Origin of the sequence: Amycolatopsis sp. La24 (genome assembly GCF_029087445.1) — a bacterium.
Classification (GTDB): domain Bacteria; phylum Actinomycetota; class Actinomycetes; order Mycobacteriales; family Pseudonocardiaceae; genus Amycolatopsis; species Amycolatopsis nivea.
In genome coordinates this window covers 36512-52997 of the sequence record NZ_JARACH010000032.1, presented here as the reverse complement: position 1 = coordinate 52997, position 16486 = coordinate 36512, and the positions used below count along the sequence as shown (strand labels likewise).

At 69.4% G+C, this 16486-nt stretch carries 12 protein-coding genes; 3 read left to right on the top strand and 9 right to left on the bottom strand.

Annotated elements, in window-relative coordinates:
* Positions 1-327: 327 nt before the first annotated feature.
* The 9 genes from PUT80_RS27125 to PUT80_RS27085 all read right to left on the bottom strand — a co-directional run bounded on the left by PUT80_RS27125 (position 328) and on the right by PUT80_RS27085 (position 11289).
* Positions 328-597 carry a hypothetical protein gene (locus tag PUT80_RS27125; RefSeq protein ID WP_275293926.1) on the bottom strand — a complete coding sequence of 90 codons (270 nt, stop codon included), beginning with the start codon at positions 595-597 and terminating at the stop codon, positions 328-330.
* 102 nt (positions 598-699) lie between these two features.
* Entirely contained in the window at positions 700-1305 is a 606-nt protein-coding gene (locus tag PUT80_RS27120) for a TetR/AcrR family transcriptional regulator (RefSeq protein WP_037814758.1), read from the bottom strand.
* Positions 1306-1552: 247 nt separating this feature from the next.
* A complete protein-coding gene (locus tag PUT80_RS27115) occupies positions 1553-2719 on the bottom strand; it encodes an acyl-CoA dehydrogenase family protein (protein WP_078870531.1) in 1167 nt (388 codons plus the stop codon).
* Positions 2716-4668: a biotin carboxylase N-terminal domain-containing protein gene (locus tag PUT80_RS27110; protein ID WP_275293925.1), complete on the bottom strand. Its 1953-nt coding sequence runs from the start codon at positions 4666-4668 to the stop codon at positions 2716-2718. Before PUT80_RS27110 ends, PUT80_RS27115 begins: the two co-directional genes overlap by 4 nt.
* Positions 4669-4673: 5 nt before the next feature.
* Positions 4674-6275, bottom strand: a complete 1602-nt coding sequence (locus PUT80_RS27105) for a carboxyl transferase domain-containing protein (RefSeq protein ID WP_051729070.1) — start codon at positions 6273-6275, stop codon at positions 4674-4676.
* Positions 6272-7465, bottom strand: a complete 1194-nt coding sequence (locus PUT80_RS27100; protein WP_051729069.1) for an acyl-CoA dehydrogenase family protein — start codon at positions 7463-7465, stop codon at positions 6272-6274. Before PUT80_RS27100 ends, PUT80_RS27105 begins: the two co-directional genes overlap by 4 nt.
* Positions 7420-9114, bottom strand: coding sequence for an acyclic terpene utilization AtuA family protein (locus tag PUT80_RS27095; protein WP_275293924.1), 1695 nt, complete (start codon positions 9112-9114; stop codon positions 7420-7422). Before PUT80_RS27095 ends, PUT80_RS27100 begins: the two co-directional genes overlap by 46 nt.
* Positions 9111-9902 carry a TIGR03084 family metal-binding protein gene (locus PUT80_RS27090; protein WP_275293923.1) on the bottom strand — a complete coding sequence of 264 codons (792 nt, stop codon included), beginning with the start codon at positions 9900-9902 and terminating at the stop codon, positions 9111-9113. The genes PUT80_RS27095 and PUT80_RS27090 overlap by 4 nt, the downstream gene beginning before the upstream one ends.
* Positions 9903-10170: 268 nt before the next feature.
* Positions 10171-11289 (bottom strand): IS110 family transposase, encoded by a 1119-nt coding sequence (locus PUT80_RS27085; protein WP_275293922.1) that lies wholly within the window; start codon positions 11287-11289, stop codon positions 10171-10173.
* Positions 11290-11841: 552 nt separating this feature from the next.
* Between PUT80_RS27085 and PUT80_RS27080 the strand changes: the two genes are divergently transcribed.
* From PUT80_RS27080 to PUT80_RS27070, 3 genes are all read left to right on the top strand, one after another.
* On the top strand, positions 11842-12675 hold the full coding sequence (locus PUT80_RS27080) for an enoyl-CoA hydratase-related protein (protein ID WP_275293921.1): 834 nt from the start codon (positions 11842-11844) through the stop codon (positions 12673-12675).
* Positions 12672-13283, top strand: coding sequence for an acetoacetate decarboxylase family protein (locus PUT80_RS27075; RefSeq protein WP_275293920.1), 612 nt, complete (start codon positions 12672-12674; stop codon positions 13281-13283). The genes PUT80_RS27080 and PUT80_RS27075 overlap by 4 nt, the downstream gene beginning before the upstream one ends.
* A gap of 216 nt (positions 13284-13499) precedes the next feature.
* On the top strand, positions 13500-16481 hold the full coding sequence (locus tag PUT80_RS27070; RefSeq protein ID WP_134730884.1) for a ribonucleoside-diphosphate reductase subunit alpha: 2982 nt from the start codon (positions 13500-13502) through the stop codon (positions 16479-16481).
* The last annotated feature ends 5 nt before the right edge of the window (positions 16482-16486 follow it).

Here is a 16486-nt window from a genome sequence, read left to right as displayed (position 1 = left end):
GCCGACCTCGGCCGAACTGACGGCGGCTCGACTGGCCCTGGCCCGGCTGGGCAGCGATTGGGCTGGCCCGGATCAAGCCGGGCAGCAACTCCGCCGACTCGGGTCAGGTTGGCGGGTTCGACCGGCCCGGATCAAACCGACGGCGGTTCAGCTGAGCGAACCGGGCACCGTTCGAGCGAAGACTCGCGGGTCACCCCGGTGGACTGAACCACCTGGTGCGCGCGGATCGCGGCCGCCGGGTCTGGCGACGGGGACCTTCCCGCCCGGGAGGTCCCCGTTCTGCCGTCCGTCACACACCGTGTGCGGATACGGCCGAACGAGTGAAGATCAGGCAGCGGCGGTGACCGACAGCGCGGCCGCGCCGGCCTCGGTCAGTTCGGCGGGGACCCGGCCCGCGGCGGTGACTCCCGCGCCCGGGCGGACGTAGCCGCCCTTGGCGAGTGCGTGTGCGGTCATCTGGTCGCAGCAAGCGAAACCGTCGACGAACAGGTCGGGCTCGCAGCTGGTGGACATCTCCGCGCGCTGCTGCGCGACCGCTTTGAGCATGGCCATCGCGCGATGGGTCAACTCGACGGTCACCCCTTCTGCACCGGACACCGGGATCGCCTTCTTCCTCGTGGGCTACTTACTCAACGTTATCGCCGATTGGGCCGAATGTGTTAACAGCCACACTGTAGCGGTTCGGGAATGTGACGATGCCTAGACCTGTTCGGTTCCCGCCAGGCGAGACTCGAGCGTCCGCGCCCACTCGCGCACGATCTGCTCGCGGCGGCGGGTGTCGTCGGTGAGGAGGTTGGCGAGGCCGAGCCCGCGCCCGAGGTCGAGAGTGGCCTGGACCAGTTCGCGAACGCCCGGCTGAGCCTCGTCGACCCCGAGCAGTTCGACCGCGACCCGGTGCGCCTCCCGCCCGACGCGCGCCTCCAGCGGCACCAGCACGTCGCGCAGCTGGTCGTCCGTCGACGCGACGGCCCACAGCTGCAGCGCGGCGCGGAACATCGGCCCGGTGTAGAGGGTCAGCAGCATCTCGACGACCCACTCGATCCGCGACGAGCCGCCCGGCGACCCGGCCGCGCGCGTGCGCAGTTCGTCCAGCTGGGCCTCGCCGAGCAACTCGACCGCCGCGGCGACCAGCGATTCCCGCGTCGGGAAGTGGTGCTGCGCGGCACCTCGGGAAACCCCGGCCCGCTCCGCGATGACCGCGACGGTCACCCCGTGCCACCCGCGCTCCCCGATGCAGTCCATCGCGGCTTCGATCAACCGCCGCCGGGTGGTGCGGCTGCGTTCTTGTTGCGGCTCGCGGAGCATCAGCCCTCACCTGCCCGAGCCAGTGCGCACCCAGACCTCAGACCAGACACGCGCCGAGTGGTGCGACTGCGATCCTGCGGCGGCTCGCGAAGCATCAGCCCCAGCCCGCTCCGGCAGAAGTCCGTGACGGGAGCCCTGCGGGACTCTGCTCCCCTCCCGGACCTCAGACCAGGCCCGCACCGGGGACCCGGCCGCTCTCCACGGCCGGGCCGCCGATCGCCGACGCACCTCATGACTTCACCCTTGCTCAGTACGACTTCGGCAGCCCGAGGCTGTGCTGACCCACGAAATTCAGCACCATCTCGCGGCTCACCGGCGCGATCCGGCCCAGGCGCACGGCCGTCACCAGGGTTCCCAGGCCGTATTCGGTCGCCAGCCCGTTTCCGCCGTGGGTCTGCACTGCCTGGTCGACCGCGCGGATCGCGACCTCCGCCGCCGCGTATTTCGCCATGTTCGCGGACTCCCCGGAAGCGAAATCGTCGCCCGCGTCGTACAGCGAGGCGGCCTTCTGCGTCATCAGTTTCGCCAGCTCAAGCTCGATTTTCACCTGCGCGAGCGGATGCGCGAGCCCCTGGTGCGACCCGATCGGCGCGCCCCACACCTGCCGTTCGTTGGCGTAGCCGACCGCCTTGTCCAGGGCGTACCTCGCGGTGCCCAGCGAGAACGACGCGCCCATGATGCGTTCCGGGTTCAGGCCCGCGAACAGCTGCGCGATCGCCGCGTCCTCCTCGCCCACCAGGGCTTCCGCGGGCAGCCGCACGTCGTCCAGGAACAGCGAGAACTGGTTTTCCGGCGCGACGATGTCCATGTCGATTTTCGTGAACTCGAACCCGGGCGCGTCCGTCGGCACCACGAACAGCGCGGGCTTCAGGCGACCGGTCTTCGCGTCCTCGGTGCGGCCCACGACGAGCACCGCGTCCGCCTCGTCGACGCCCGAGATGAACACCTTGCGCCCGGACAGCACCCAGTCGCCGCCGTCGCGACGGGCGGTCGTCGTGATCTTGTGCGAGTTGGAACCGGCGTCCGGTTCGGTGATCGCGAAGACGATTTTCTTGCTGCCGTCCGACATTCCGGGCAGCCACTGCTTCTTCTGGTCCGGCGTGCCGAAGCGCGACAGCACCGTCCCGACGATCGCCGGCGACACCACCATCAGCAGCAGCGGCGAGCCCGCGGCCGCGAATTCCTCCAGCACCGCGGCGAGATCCGCGATCCCGGCTCCCCCGCCGCCGTATTCCTCCGGCAGGTTCACGCCCAGGTAGCCGAGCCGTCCGGCCTCGTTCCACAGTTCGTCGGTCTTCTCGCCCGCGCGGGCCTTTTTCGCGTAATAGTCGTGCCCGTACTTGCCCGCCAGATCGGCCGCGGCCTTCCGCAGCGCCACCCGCTCTTCGGGCTCGACGAAGTTCATCGCGTTCATTCGGTCTCTCCCACCACAGCCAGCACCGCGCCTACCTCGACCTGTTGCCCGACCTCGACCGGCAGTTCGGCGACCACGCCGTCCGCCGGGGCCGAGATCCGGTGTTCCATCTTCATCGCTTCCAGCCACAGCAACGGATCGCCCGCCCGCACACTGTCCCCTGCGGACACTGCGAGCCGCACGACTGTGCCCGGCATCGGCGCGAGCAGTGAACCCGCGGCCAGTGCCGAATCGGGGTCGGCGAACCGCGGCTCGGCGGTCAATGTCACCGAACCCAATGGTGAATCCACATAGGACACCGCGCCGTGCCTGGCGACGGCGAAGGTCCGGCGCACTCCGGCAATGTCGAGGACCACCTGATCCGGCGTCGCGGCGACCAAGGCGACGTCGTCGTATCCCTCGGCACGCAGGCCGTCGCGGGTCAGCGAATAGACGACCTCGTAACGGTTGTCTCCCTTGGCGAATACCTTGCGCTGACCGCCGGACCGGACGTTGCGCCAGCCACTGGGCAGCCGTCCCAGAGTGGTCGCGGAGGCCCGGTTCCCCGCAGCATCGGCCAGTGCGGCGGCCAGGGCGGACCAGCGTTCGGTGTCCACAGTGGCCAGTGGCGCGGCCAAAGTGTCCAGTCCGTGCCGGTCGAAGAACGCGGTATCCGTTTCCCCGGCAAGGAAAGCTTCGTGGCGCAGGATCCGGACCAGCAGGTCGCGGTTGGTCACCACGCCGTGGATCTTCGCACCAGCCAAGGCACCGGCAAGCCGACGCGCGGCTTCCGCCCGCGTGGGAGCCCACGTGATGACCTTCGCCAGCATCGGGTCGTAATGGACGCCGATCACCGAGCCGGACTCCACGCCGGAATCGAGGCGCAGTCCGGCACCGTGGACGAATTCGCGGTCCACTCCGGACACTTCGAACGTGCGCAGCGTCCCGCTCTGCGGCTGCCATCCGGCCGACGGGTCCTCGGCATACAGCCGGACTTCGATCGAATGCCCATTGCCAGCAGGCGGTTCGGCGGGCAACCGGCCGCCTTCGGCCACCGAAAGCTGCAACGCCACCAGATCCAGTCCGGTGACGTTCTCCGTCACCGGATGCTCGACCTGCAGCCGCGTGTTCATCTCCAGGAAGTAAAACCGACCGTCCGGGCCAGCGAGGAATTCGACCGTTCCCGCGCCGACGTAGTCGATCGCCTGCGCGGCCTTGCGTGCCGCGTCGAACAACTCCGCCCGCATGGCATCGTCCACAAAGGGCGATGGCGCTTCTTCGACGACCTTCTGGTGCCGCCGCTGGATGGAGCACTCCCGCTCCCCCACCGCCCAGACGGTGCCGTGCGAGTCGGCGAGCACCTGGACTTCGATGTGCCGTCCGGTTTCGAGGTATCGCTCGCAGAACACCGTCGGGTCGCCGAACGCCGATCCCGCCTCCGCGCGAGCACTCTCGACGGCCTCAGCCAGCTCGTCCAGCGAGCGGACCACGCGCATGCCGCGACCGCCGCCGCCAGCGGAAGCCTTGACCAGCAACGGAAGATCGGCATCGGTTACCGAGGAAGGGTCCAATTCGGACAGCACCGGGACCCCGGCGGCAGCCATCAGCCGCTTGGACTCCACTTTGGAGCCCATCGTTTCGATCGCCGCGGGCGGCGGGCCGATCCAGGTCAGCCCGGCGTCGAGCACTGCCCGGGCGAAACCGGCGTTCTCGGACAGGAAGCCGTATCCGGGGTGGATCGCGTCGGCACCGGCGTCCGCCGCGGCTTTGACGATCAGTTCGCCTCGCAGATAGGTCTCGCCCGGTGCGTTGCCCGGCAGCCGGACGGCGACGTCGGCTTCCCGCGCGTGCGGTGCGTCGGCGTCCGCGTCGGAAAACACCGCGACGGTGCCGATTCCGGCGTCCCGGCAGCTGCGGAACACGCGGCGGGCGATTTCGCCCCGGTTGGCGACCAGCAGATTCTGGATCATGGCCCTCACATCCGGAAGACGCCGAAGCCGCCTTCGACGCCCTTCACTGGTCCGTTGTGGATCGCCGACAGGCTCAGCCCGAGCACCGTGCGGGTGTCGCGCGGGTCGATGATGCCGTCGTCGTAAAGCATGCCGGAGAGGAACATCGGCATCGATTCCGCCTCGATCTGGTTTTCCACCATGGCGCGCATCGCGGCGTCGTTCTCCTCGCTGTACTCCTGTCCCCGGCTAGCCGCCGCGGCGCGGGCCACAATGGACAGCACGCCGGCCAGCTGCGCCGGCCCCATCACCGCGGATTTCGCGCTCGGCCAGGCGAACAGGAACCGCGGATCGTAGGCCCGGCCGCACATCCCGTAGTGCCCGGCGCCGTAGGACGCTCCCATCAGGACGGACAGGTGCGGCACCTTCGAGTTCGAGACCGCGTTGATCATCAGCGCACCGTGCTTGATGATGCCGCTCTGCTCGTATTCCTTGCCGACCATGTAGCCGGTCGTGTTGTGCAGGAACACCAGCGGCGTGTCGATCTGGTTGGCCAGCTGGATGAACTGCGCGGCCTTCTGCGATTCCTCGCCGAACAGCACGCCCTGGGCGTTGGCCAGGATTCCCACCGGATACCCGTGGATGCTCGCCCATCCGGTGACCAGGCTCGGCCCGTACAGCGGCTTGAACTCGTCGAAGTCCGAACCGTCCACGACGCGTGCGATCACCTCGCGCGGGTCGAACGGGATCTTCAGGTCCGTCGGCACGATGCCGAGCAGGTCTTCGGCGTCGAACAGCGGTTCGGCGTAGTCCGGTTTGGGCGTCGGGCCCTGTTTGGTCCAGTTGAGCCGCTTGATGATGCTGCGGCCGAGCCGGATCGCGTCCTCCTCGTCGACCGCGAGGTAATCGGCGAGCCCGGACGTCCGGGCGTGCATTTCCGCGCCGCCGAGGGATTCGTCGTCGGATTCCTCGCCGGTCGCCATCTTGACCAGCGGCGGTCCGCCGAGAAACACCTTCGCGCGTTCCTTCACCATCACGACGTAGTCGGACATGCCGGGCAGATACGCGCCGCCCGCGGTGGAGTTGCCGAACACCAGCGCGACGGTCGGCACCTTCGCCGCCGAGGACCGCGTCAGGTCGCGGAAGACGCGGCCGCCCGGGATGAAGATTTCCTTCTGCGTCGGAAGATCCGCGCCGCCGGACTCGACCAGGTTGATCACCGGAAGCCGGTTCTGCGCCGCGATGTCCGCCGCCCGGAACGACTTCTTCGTCGTCCACGGGTTGCTCGCGCCGCCCTTGACCGTCGGGTCGCTCGCCGAGATCAGGCATTCGACGCCTTCCACGACGCCGATCCCGGTGATCACGCTCGCGCCGACCTTGTAGTCCGAACCCCACGCGGCCAGCGGCGACAGCTCCAGGAACGGCGAGTCCTCGTCCAGCAGCAGTTCGATCCGCTCGCGCGCCAGCAGCTTCCCGCGCTTGCGGTGGCGTTCGACGTACTTTTCCCCGCCGCCGGCGACCGCTTTCGCCTGTTCGGCGTCGATCTCCGCGAGCTTCTCCAGCATCGCCTCGCGGTTCGCGGCGAACTCGTCGGCGCGGGTGTCCACTGTGGACCTGATAGTGGTCATGCGGTGTATCCCAATCGCTTCGCGGCCAGTCCGGTGAGGATTTCGGTGGTGCCGCCGCCGATGCCGAGAATGCGGACGTCGCGGTAGTGCCGTTCCACTTCGGACTCGCGCATGTAGCCGAGCCCGCCGTGCAGCTGCACCGCCTCGTTCACGACCCATTCGGCGGTCTGCACCGCGGTGTTCTTCGCGAAGCACGCCTCGGCGATCACTTCTTCGCCGGACACGTGCCGGAGCGCGACCTGCCGGGCGTACGTCCGCGCGACGTCGACCTTGCAGGCCATCTCGGTGAGCTTGTGCTGCACCAGCTGCCGCGAGATCAGCGGACGCCCGAACGTCTCGCGCATCCGGCACCAGTCCAGCGTCAAATCCAGTGCCCGCTGCGCGTGCGCATATGCCTGCACCGCCAGCGAAAGCCGTTCGGTGACGAACTGCGTGGCCACCTGAGCGAAGCCGCTGTTCTCCGCGCCGACCAAGTTCTCCGCCGGGACTCGGACGTCCACATAAGACAGTTCCGCAGTGTCCGACGCCGCCCAGCCCATCTTCTCCAGCTTGCGCGACACCGTGAACCCTGGCGTCCCGCGCTCGACCACGATCAGCGAAAGCCCGTGCGCGCCCGCTTCACCGGTTCGGACCACAGTGGTCACAAAGTCCGCGCGACAGCCGGAAGTGATGAACGTCTTCGCCCCGTTGATCACGTACTCGTCGCCCTCGCGCACCGCAGTGGTGCGGATCCCGGCGACGTCGGAACCGCCGTCCGGTTCGGTGACCGCCAGCGAGCCGATCTTCTCGCCTTCGAGCGTCGGCCGCACCCAGCGTTCGATCTGCACCGGGTCGCCGGCCTCGACGATGTGCGGCACCGCGATCCCGCAGGTGAACAGCGACGCGAACAGCCCGCCGGACCCGCCCGCGTAGTGCATTTCCTCGGCGACCACGAGCGCGTCGAGGTAATTGCCGTCGCCGCCGCCCGCGGATTCGGGGAACGCGACCCCGAGCAGGCCCAACTCTCCCGCCTTGCGATGCAGGTCGCGCGGCAGTTCCCCGGCCCGCTCCCAGTCGTCCAGGTGCGGCAGCACGTCCTTCTCCACGAACCGGCGCACCGTCGCGCGCAGTTCGGTGCGTTCCGGCGTGCGGAACGGATCCACGGTCACAGCAGCGCCTCCGGGACGTCGAGTTCGCGCGCCCGCAGCCATTCGCCGAGCGCCTTCGCCTGGGGATCGAACCTGGCCTGCGAAGCGACGCCGTCGCCGAGAATGCCCTCGACCACGAAGTTCATCGCCCACAGGTTCGGCAGCAGATGCCGGGTGACCGGCAGTCCTTCGGTTTCCGGCAGCAGACGGCGGAATTCCCCGACCGTCAGCCGGTGCACGAGCCAGCGCCACGCCTCCTCGGACCGCACCCACACGCCGAGGTTCGCGTTTCCGCCCTTGTCGCCGCTGCGCGCGCCCGCGACGAGCCCGAGCGGAACGCGCCGCACCTTGTTCGCCGGAAACGGTTCCGGCAGTGCCGGTTCGTCTACTTCGGACAAGGAAACCGTCTCGGCAGCGGGCGCGATGTCCACCTTGGACCCGTCCGGCAGCACCGCGACATGCGGAACCGCGGCAGCGTCCACAAAGGCCGCCGAATACACCCCGAACGGCGAAGCGTCCGAGGGCGGTGCGGTCACGTGGAATCCCGGGTAGCTCGCGAGCGCCAGCTCGATCGCCGCTCCGCTGAACGCACGTCCAGCGACCTTCGGATCATTGTCCTTCACCGCGACATGCAGCAGCGCGCTGGCACGTTCCTCGGTGTCGGCGTCCGCGTGATCGGTGCGCGCGAGCGTCCACCGGACGTCGGCTGGCGGACGCTTCGCCAGCGCGCCTTCCAGCTGTTCCCGTACCAGCGCGGCCTTTTCTTCGATGTCCAGTCCAGTAAGGACGAACGTCGTCTCGTTCCGGAAGCCGCCGAGCCGGTTGAGACACACCTTCAACGTCGGCGGCGGCGCTTCCCCGCGAACCCCGCTGATCCGCACGCGGTCCGGTCCGTCGTCCGACAACGACAACGTGTCGAACCGCGCCGTCACATCAGGATTCGCGTACCGCGCACCGGTGATTTCGTACAGCAGCTGCGCCGTCACAGTCCCTTTATTGACCACGCCGCCCGTACCCGGATGCTTCGTGATCACACTGGAGCCGTCCGCGTGGATCTCCGCCAGAGGGAATCCCGGCACACCAATCGGCTGTTCCCGGAAGAACGAGTAGTTCCCGCCGGTCGCCTGCGCGCCGCACTCGATGACGTGTCCCGCCGCGACCGCTCCGGCGAGCGCGTCGTAGTCGTCGCAGGCCCAGCCGAAGTGCGCCGCCGCCGGTCCGACGATCACCGACGCGTCCGTAACGCGCCCGGTCACCACGATGTCGGCCCCAGCCTTAAGGCACTCCGCGATGCCCCAAGCGCCGAGGTAAGCGTTGGCAGTCAACGGTTTCTCGAAGCCGAACTCATCCGCTCGCGCGATCAGGTCGTCGCCTTCGACGTGCGCGACGCGGACCTCGAGACCGAGCTTCTCGGCCAGTTCGCGCAACGCGTCGGCCAGCCCCGCCGGGTTGAGCCCGCCCGCGTTCGCGACGATCCGGACGCCCTTCTCCTTCGCCAGACCGAGGTTTTCCTCCATCTGCCGGAGGAACGTCTTGGCGTAGCCGCGCGCCGGGTCCTTCATCCGGTCGCGGCCGAGGATGAGCATGGTCAGCTCGGCAAGGTAATCGCCGGTCAGGACGTCGAGCGGGCCGCCGGTCAGCATTTCCCGCACGGCGGAGAACCGGTCGCCGTAGAACCCGGACGCGTTCCCGACGCGCAACGGCGCGCTCACGCGAACTGCCCCGGCTTGCGCCCCGCCCCGGGCGGCCCGGCGAACGCCTGCGCGATGCCCAGCCATTCCTCGACGTCCGCGCCGGTCGCGACCAGATCAGTGTCCGCCGGATGCCGCCGCTGCGTCGCGACCAGGCAGAAGTCGAGCGCGCTGCCGGTCAGCCGCTGCTCCGCGCCCTCCGGCCCGAACGCCCACGTGCTGCCGTCCGGCGCGGTCAGCTCGACCCGGAATTCCTCGGTCGGCGGTGCGAGCGAGTGGAGTTTGTACGCGAAATCGCGCGTGCGCGTGCCGAACCGGGCGATGTGCCACAGCCGTTCGGTGGGTTCGCGGGTGACGCCGAGCGCGTCGGCGATGTCCTGGCCGTGCGCCCAGGTCTCCATCATCCGCGCGGTCGCCATGGAAGCCGCGCTCATCGGCGGGCCGTACCACGGCAGCTTCTGCCCGTCCGGGACCGCGGCGAGCGCCTCGGCGAGGGCGGCCCGTCCCGCGCGCCACTGCGCCAGCAGCTCGTCCGGCGGCAGCTGAGCCCCGTCCTCGGCACCCTGGTCGACGTAGTTCTCGCCGATGCTCAACAGGTTTTCGACCTCGGACTGCCAGTCCTCCGGCCTGCTCGCGGAGATCAGCGATTTGCCGTCGGTCCACGCCAGATGCGCCACCTGATGCGCGATGCTCCAGCCGGGCGCGGGCGTCGGCCGCGCCCATTCCCCGGCGGGCAACCCGGCGACCAGGTCGTCGACCGCCTGCGATTCGGCCGCGAGATCCCGGAGGATCCCCGCGAGATCAGCCATTCCTGCGCCTCCCTGCGTCCGCCGCACCACCTCGTGCGGACCCAGCGTGGACCCTGGCCCCGGAAAAATCAAGCGCGCATGATTGTTTTGCTCCGGCACCGAGTCCGTGAGGGCCACCCTCATTGACTCTGATTCCCTCAGGGTTCCCCTCACGACCCGTCACCGGTCGTGAGGGACCCCTTCACGGACTCTGATTCCCTCAAGGAGCCCTTCACGGACCGCCCCGCCAACCACCGGGACGCCGCCCCAATGATGCTCCTATGGTTTGTCAAGGGGTGAGGTGGTGGAGTGCGGCGAGGTCGGCTGTGAGGTGTGGGTAGATTTCGCGGGCGACGTAGCGTTTGAGCATGCGGATGACGTGTTTTCCGTTGCTGCGGTTGGGTGTTCGGTGTGCGGTGACGTAGTCGCGGGTGGGTTGGTGGGTGGCCATGCGGGTGAGGACGACGCGGTAGAGGGCGGCGTTGGCGTGGCGGTCGCCGCCGCGGTTGAGGCGGTGCCGGTCGGTGAGCCCGGAGCTGGCTTGTTGTGGTGCGGCGCCGGTGAGCATGGCGAAGGCGGGTTCGCTGCGGAGCCGGTCGGGGTTGTCTCCGGCGGTGACCAGGAGCTGGCCGGTGGTGTCGGGGCCGAGGCCGTGGCGGGCGAGGGTGCGGGGCGCGATCAGGGCGGTCAGGGCGGCGAGCTGGGTGTCGAGCGCGGCGAGGGCCTGGTTGTGGCGGTGGATCGCGGCGGCCAGTTCGTGCAGGGCGATGCGGGTGCCCAGGGCGGAGTCGAGCAGGGCGCGGCCGGGGGCGGCGCCGGTGGCGGCGGGGGCGGCCGCGAGGGCCTGGCAGGCCGGCAGCAGCGCGGCCGGGGCGAGGTTGTGCAGGCGTTCGCGCAGGTCGTCGGGTGCGGTGACGAGGGTGGCGCGCAGGGTGTTCCAGAGCGCGGTGCGGGCTTTGACCAGGGCGTCGCGGGTGTTGCGCAGCACGCGGACCGATTCGATCGGCCCGGTGCGGACTTTCGGGGCGGCGGTGGCGTCGCCGGACTGCACTGCGGCGGCGGCGTTGAGGGCGTCGAGGGGGTCGGTTTTGCCTTTCAGGCGGCGTTTCTGCCGGTTCGGCCGGGCGACTTCCACGACGTGCACGTTCTCGGCGAGCAGGTAGCGGGTCAGTCCGGCTCCGTAGGAGCCGGTGCCTTCCACCCCGGCCGCGGCGATCGGGCCGAACCCGGTCAGCCAGGCCAGCAGCGCCTGGTAACCGGCGCGGGTCGCGGGGAACCGGCGGGTTCCCAGCACCCGGCCCAGGGCGTCGCGGGCCGCGGCCCAGTGGAAGTCGCGGTGGGTGTCCACTCCCGCGACGACCCCGCCCGGCTCGGGGGCGGGGTGGGATTCCGGCGTGTGGTTTGCCATGCTGATCGGTGTCGTTCCTTCTCGGAGGGCTCTGGGCGGGCAACGGCGCCCCACCGGACCGCGGCGAGCGGACAACACTGTGATCAGCGGCCTGCGGCTACAGGCTCCTATCAGGTCACAACCCCGCGCCCGGTGAGGACAAGCGGGGTCACCGGACCGGCCGACAGATCATTGGCCAGACACCACGGTCGGTGGCATTTCGAGTCAAACCGGACCAGTGACCCCGCACCCCCACATCCTCACAGCGGCATTGGGTGCATCTGACGCAACGAACGCCACATTGGGGCGCAAGCCCCACCCGAGAACCCGCAGCCGATGCACCCCAAACATCGAGGCACCCAGCCCTCCCCCGCACCCCGACACGAAGCCTCCCTGCGGTTCGGGGGTGCTTGTCAAGGCATCTTTCCCGCCTTGACAAGCACCCCCGAACCGTCAGCACAATCAACCTTCGGGGTGCCCCACGCAACCACCCGTGCGCAATGTCGCCGCCAGGCGACGAGGCGGACCCCACCGATATTGACACCGCGAAAACAAGCCCCCTACCGTCCTCCCATGGACTCCTACGCGGAGATCGCCTACGAGGTCGCCGCCAAGGTCGCGACCGTCCTGCTCGACCGGCCCGAAGCCCGCAACGGCTACACGACCCGGATGGCCGACGAACTCGCCCACGCCCTCGACCGCGCCGACCGGGACGAGGACGTCCGCGCCGTCGTGCTCGGCACCACCGGCAAGGACTTCTCCGTCGGGGCCGACCTCTCCTCCGGCGGCTTCGACTTCGGCGACCGCCCGCCGGACGACTGGCAGGAACCGGCCGGCCGCGTGTCGAAGCGGATCTTCACCATGAACAAACCGGTGCTCGCCGCGTTGCGCGGGGCGTCCGTCGGCGCGGGCATCACCATCACGCTGTCCTGCGACTACCGGTTCGCCTCCACCGACTCCAAGTTCGGCTTCGTCTTCACCCGCCGCGGCATCTACCCCGAAGGCGCGTCCGCGTGGTTCCTCCCCCGCCTCGTCGGGATGGGCGCGGCCGTCGACTGGATGGTCAGCGGACGGCTCTTCGGACCCGACGAGGCGCTCCAGGCCGGACTCGTCCACCAGATCCACGACCCCGGGGAAGTCCTCGCCCAAGCCCAAGCCAAGGCGAGGGAGATCGCCGAAACGACCGCGCCGGTCGCGGTAGCGGTCACCCGGCAGTTGCTCTACCGGATGGCCTCGGCCCCGTCTCCGTTCGACGTCCACCAGGTGGACTCGAAGCTCATCTCCCAGCTGGGCTCGAACCCCGACGCCGTCGAGGGCATCGCCTCGTTCTTCCAGAAACGCCCGCCGGAGTTCCCCTTGCGCGTGGACCGCGATCTGCCGCCTTACCTGCCATGGATCACCGAATGACCGAGTACCCGCCCGAACCGTGGCACCTCGCCGCCGACGCGTGCATCTCGATGTGGCGGGTCCCCGTCGACGAACTGCCCGCCTTGCCCGCCGGCGCCGAACCGCTGCTCCTGGGCAAGCAGGCCGCCGTGTTCACCGCTTGGATCGACTACCTGCCGTCCGGCCAGCTGAGCTACCACGAACTCCTCTCCTGCGTCGCTGTGCGCGGCCGCGGGCTCGCCGCGTCGATCACCGACATCTGGGTCGACAGCGAGGTCTCGCGCGCGGGCGGGCGCGAACTGTGGGGCATCCCGAAGGAACTCGCGTCCTTCGCCTTCACCGGCGGACGCACCTTCACCGCGGCGACCTCCGACGACTGGATCGCCACCGCCGCCTTCACCCCGCGCCTTGGGCTCCCGATCACGCTCCCGGTACGCTTCGAGATCGCTCAGGACCGCGGCGGCACCCCGTTGCGTACCCCGGTCGAGTGGCGTTCGAAGCCCCGCGCGGCGGCCGCCGACTGGTCGGTCAACCCGGCCGGGCCGCTGGCGTATCTCGCCGGGAAACGGCCCGTGGCCAGTGCCGCACTGGGTGCCACGAGGCTCCGTTTCGGATCTTGCCCTCGGTGATCGGATAACCCGCCAGGGTGAGACCGACACGCCATACCTTGGGGCCCGTGCGAGCCCCCACCCCAACATGTAGTCTCTGGGAACCGGCAGCCCCCAGCGACGGGGAGACCGCTTGAAGAGGGCGGCCGGGCTGTTTCGCCGAAACCGCAGCGCATGGCCTTGACCGGCCGTGTGCCGCTCGAACGCGCCCATTTCGAGGAACTGTTGGAGACACGCATGTCAGTGGAAACCGGTCAGCGGCCGCCGTCGGCGGCGGAGGGGGCCCCGAGCGCGGTCCGCGTCATCCGGCGGGACGGAAGCGTCTCGCCCTTCGACGCGGGCAAGATCTCGGTGGCGCTGACCAAGGCCTTCCTCGCGGTCGAGGGCGGCGACGCCGCCGCGTCCTCCCGCGTGCACCACGTGGTCGCGGAGCTGACCGGGCAGGTCGAGGCGGCGCTGCTGCGCCACACCGGCCCGGAGACCGCGCTGCACATCGAGCAGATCCAGGACCAGGTCGAACTCGCCCTCATGCGCGGCGAGCACCACAAGGTCGCCCGCGCCTACGTGCTCTACCGCGACGAGCGCACGAAGGCCCGCGAGGCCGCCGCGCCGGCGTCCGCCGAGGTCGCGCTGAGCGTCAAGGGCGCCGACGGGACGCTGCGCCCGCTCGACTGGGCGCGCGTTTCGCACGTCGTCGGCGAGGCCGTCGCCGGGCTCGAGGACGTCTCCGCCGAGCCGGTGCTGGCCGAGGCCAAGCGCAACCTCTACGACGGCATCACCGCCGACGAACTGGCGCTCGCGCAGATCATGGCCGCGCGCGTGCTCGTCGAGCAGGAGCCGAACTACTCGTTCGTGTCCGCCCGCCTGCTGCTGGACAAGCTGCGCGGCGAGGCGCTGAGCTACCTCGCGCAGAAGCCGCGCCAGGCCAGCCAGGACGAGATGGCGGCCGAATACCCGGCGTACTTCCGCGCCTACCTGCGCCGCGCGGTCGAACTGGAACTGGTCGACGGCGAACTGCTGCGCTTCGACCTGGACAAGATCACCGCCGCCATCCACGCCGAGCGCGACCTCGACTTCGGCTTCCTCGGCCTGCAGACCCTGTACGACCGGTACTTCCAGCACCACAACGGCGTCCGGTTCGAGCTGCCGCAGGCGTTCTTCATGCGCGTCGCGATGGGCCTCGCGATCCGCGAGGACGACCGCGAAGCCCGCGCGATCGAGTTCTACGAGCTGCTGTCGACGTTCCACTTCATGGCGTCCACCCCGACGCTGTTCAACAGCGGCACCAACCGCGCCCAGCTGTCGTCCTGCTTCCTGACCACGGTGGACGACGACCTGGACTCGATTTTCCAGGCGTACAAGAACAACGCGCTGCTGGCGAAGTACTCGGGCGGCCTCGGCAACGACTGGACCCCGGTCCGCGGCCTCGGCGCGCACATCAAGGGCACCAACGGCCAGTCCCAGGGCGTCGTGCCGTTCCTGAAGATCGCCAACGACACCGCGGTCGCGGTCAACCAGGGCGGCAAGCGCAAGGGCGCGGCGTGCGCGTACCTGGAGACCTGGCACGTCGACATCGAGGAATTCCTCGACCTGCGCAAGAACACCGGCGACGACCGGCGGCGCACGCACGACATGAACACCGCCAACTGGGTCCCGGACGAGTTCCTGCGCCGCGTCGAGGCGAACGCCGAGTGGACGCTGTTCTCCCCGAACGAGACGCCGGACCTGCACGACCTCTACGGCAACGCGTTCGCGCAGCGCTACCGCGAGTACGAGGCGGCCGCCGCGCGCGGCGAGATCAAGGTGTTCCGCAAGGTCCGCGCGGTCGAGCTGTGGCGGCGGATGCTGACCATGCTGTTCGAGACCGGCCACCCGTGGATCACCTTCAAAGACCCGTGCAACCTGCGTTCGCCGCAGCAGCACGTCGGCGTCGTGCACTCGTCCAACCTGTGCACCGAGATCACGCTGAACACGAACACCGAAGAGGTCGCGGTCTGCAACCTCGGCTCGGTGAACCTGCTCAAGCACGTCACTCCGTCCGGTTTGGACACTGAGCGGCTCGAGAAGACCGTGCGCACCGCGGTCCGCATGCTCGACAACGTGATCGACATCAACTTCTACACGATCCCGGAGGCGCGGCGCTCCAACCTGCGCCACCGTCCGGTCGGCCTGGGCATCATGGGCTTCCAGGACGCGCTGTTCGAGCTGGGCGTGCCGTTCGCGTCCGCCGACGCGGTGAAGTTCGCCGACGTGTCGATGGAGCACCTCTCCTACTACGCGATCTCGGCCTCGACCGACCTCGCCGAGGAGCGCGGCCAGTACCAGACGTTCGAGGGTTCCTTGTGGAGCAAGGGAATCCTGCCGATCGACTCGATGCAGCTGCTCATCGACGCCCGCCAGGGCGACGGCCTCGACGTCGACACCTCCACGACGCTGGACTGGGCCCCGCTGCGCGAGCGCGTCAAGACCGTCGGCATGCGCAACTCGAACGTGATGGCGATCGCGCCGACCGCGACGATCTCCAACATCTCCGGCGTCGGCCAGTCGATCGAGCCGCTGTTCCAGAACCTGTACGTCAAGTCGAACATGTCCGGCGACTTCACCGTCGTCAACCCGCACCTGGTCAAGAGCCTCAAGGCGCGCGGCCTGTGGGACGAGGTCATGGTCAGCGACCTCAAGTACTTCGACGGCAGCCTCGGCCAGATCGACCGCGTTCCGGACGACCTCAAGGCGCTGTACGCGACCGCCTTCGAGATCGAGTCGAAGTGGATCGTGGACGCCGGTTCGGTGCGGCAGAAGTGGATCGACCAGGCGCAGTCGCTGAACCTGTACATCGCGGCACCGAGCGGCCGCAAGCTCGACGAGCTGTACCGCTACGCCTGGCACAAGGGCCTCAAGACCACGTACTACCTGCGGGCGCAGTCCGCGACGCACGTGGAGAAGAGCACCCTGCGCGGCACCGACGGCAAGCTGAACGCCGTCTCCGCCACCCCCGCCCCGGCCGCTCCGGCTGCCGCCGCTCCGGCCGCCGCGCCTTCCCCGGCACCGTCGCCGTCGCCGTCCGCCGCGGTTCCGGCCGCTTCTCCCGCGCCGTCGCCGTCGCCCGCCGCGGCCGTCCCGGCGGAGCCGAAGGAGATGCCGAAGACCGACGTCGACTTCGTCGCCACCGAGGGCGCTGCCTGCCGGATCGACGACCCCGACTGCGAAGCCTGCCAGTAAGGAAT

Excerpts from the sequence above, each read along its gene's own strand:
- PUT80_RS27120 (WP_037814758.1), bottom strand. The coding sequence starts at position 1,305 with ATGCTCCGCGAGCCGCAACAAGAACGCAGCCGCACCACCCGGCGGCGG.
- PUT80_RS27115 (WP_078870531.1), bottom strand. The coding sequence starts at position 2,719 with ATGAACGCGATGAACTTCGTCGAGCCCGAAGAGCGGGTGGCGCTGCGG.
- PUT80_RS27110 (WP_275293925.1), bottom strand. The coding sequence starts at position 4,668 with ATGATCCAGAATCTGCTGGTCGCCAACCGGGGCGAAATCGCCCGCCGC.
- PUT80_RS27105 (WP_051729070.1), bottom strand. The coding sequence starts at position 6,275 with ATGACCACTATCAGGTCCACAGTGGACACCCGCGCCGACGAGTTCGCC.
- PUT80_RS27100 (WP_051729069.1), bottom strand. The coding sequence starts at position 7,465 with ATGGCTGCGGGCGCGCGAACTCGACGTCCCGGAGGCGCTGCTGTGACC.
- PUT80_RS27090 (WP_275293923.1), bottom strand. The coding sequence starts at position 9,902 with ATGGCTGATCTCGCGGGGATCCTCCGGGATCTCGCGGCCGAATCGCAG.
- PUT80_RS27085 (WP_275293922.1), bottom strand. The coding sequence starts at position 11,289 with ATGGCAAACCACACGCCGGAATCCCACCCCGCCCCCGAGCCGGGCGGG.
- PUT80_RS27080 (WP_275293921.1), top strand. The coding sequence starts at position 11,842 with ATGGACTCCTACGCGGAGATCGCCTACGAGGTCGCCGCCAAGGTCGCG.
- PUT80_RS27075 (WP_275293920.1), top strand. The coding sequence starts at position 12,672 with ATGACCGAGTACCCGCCCGAACCGTGGCACCTCGCCGCCGACGCGTGC.
- PUT80_RS27070 (WP_134730884.1), top strand. The coding sequence starts at position 13,500 with ATGTCAGTGGAAACCGGTCAGCGGCCGCCGTCGGCGGCGGAGGGGGCC.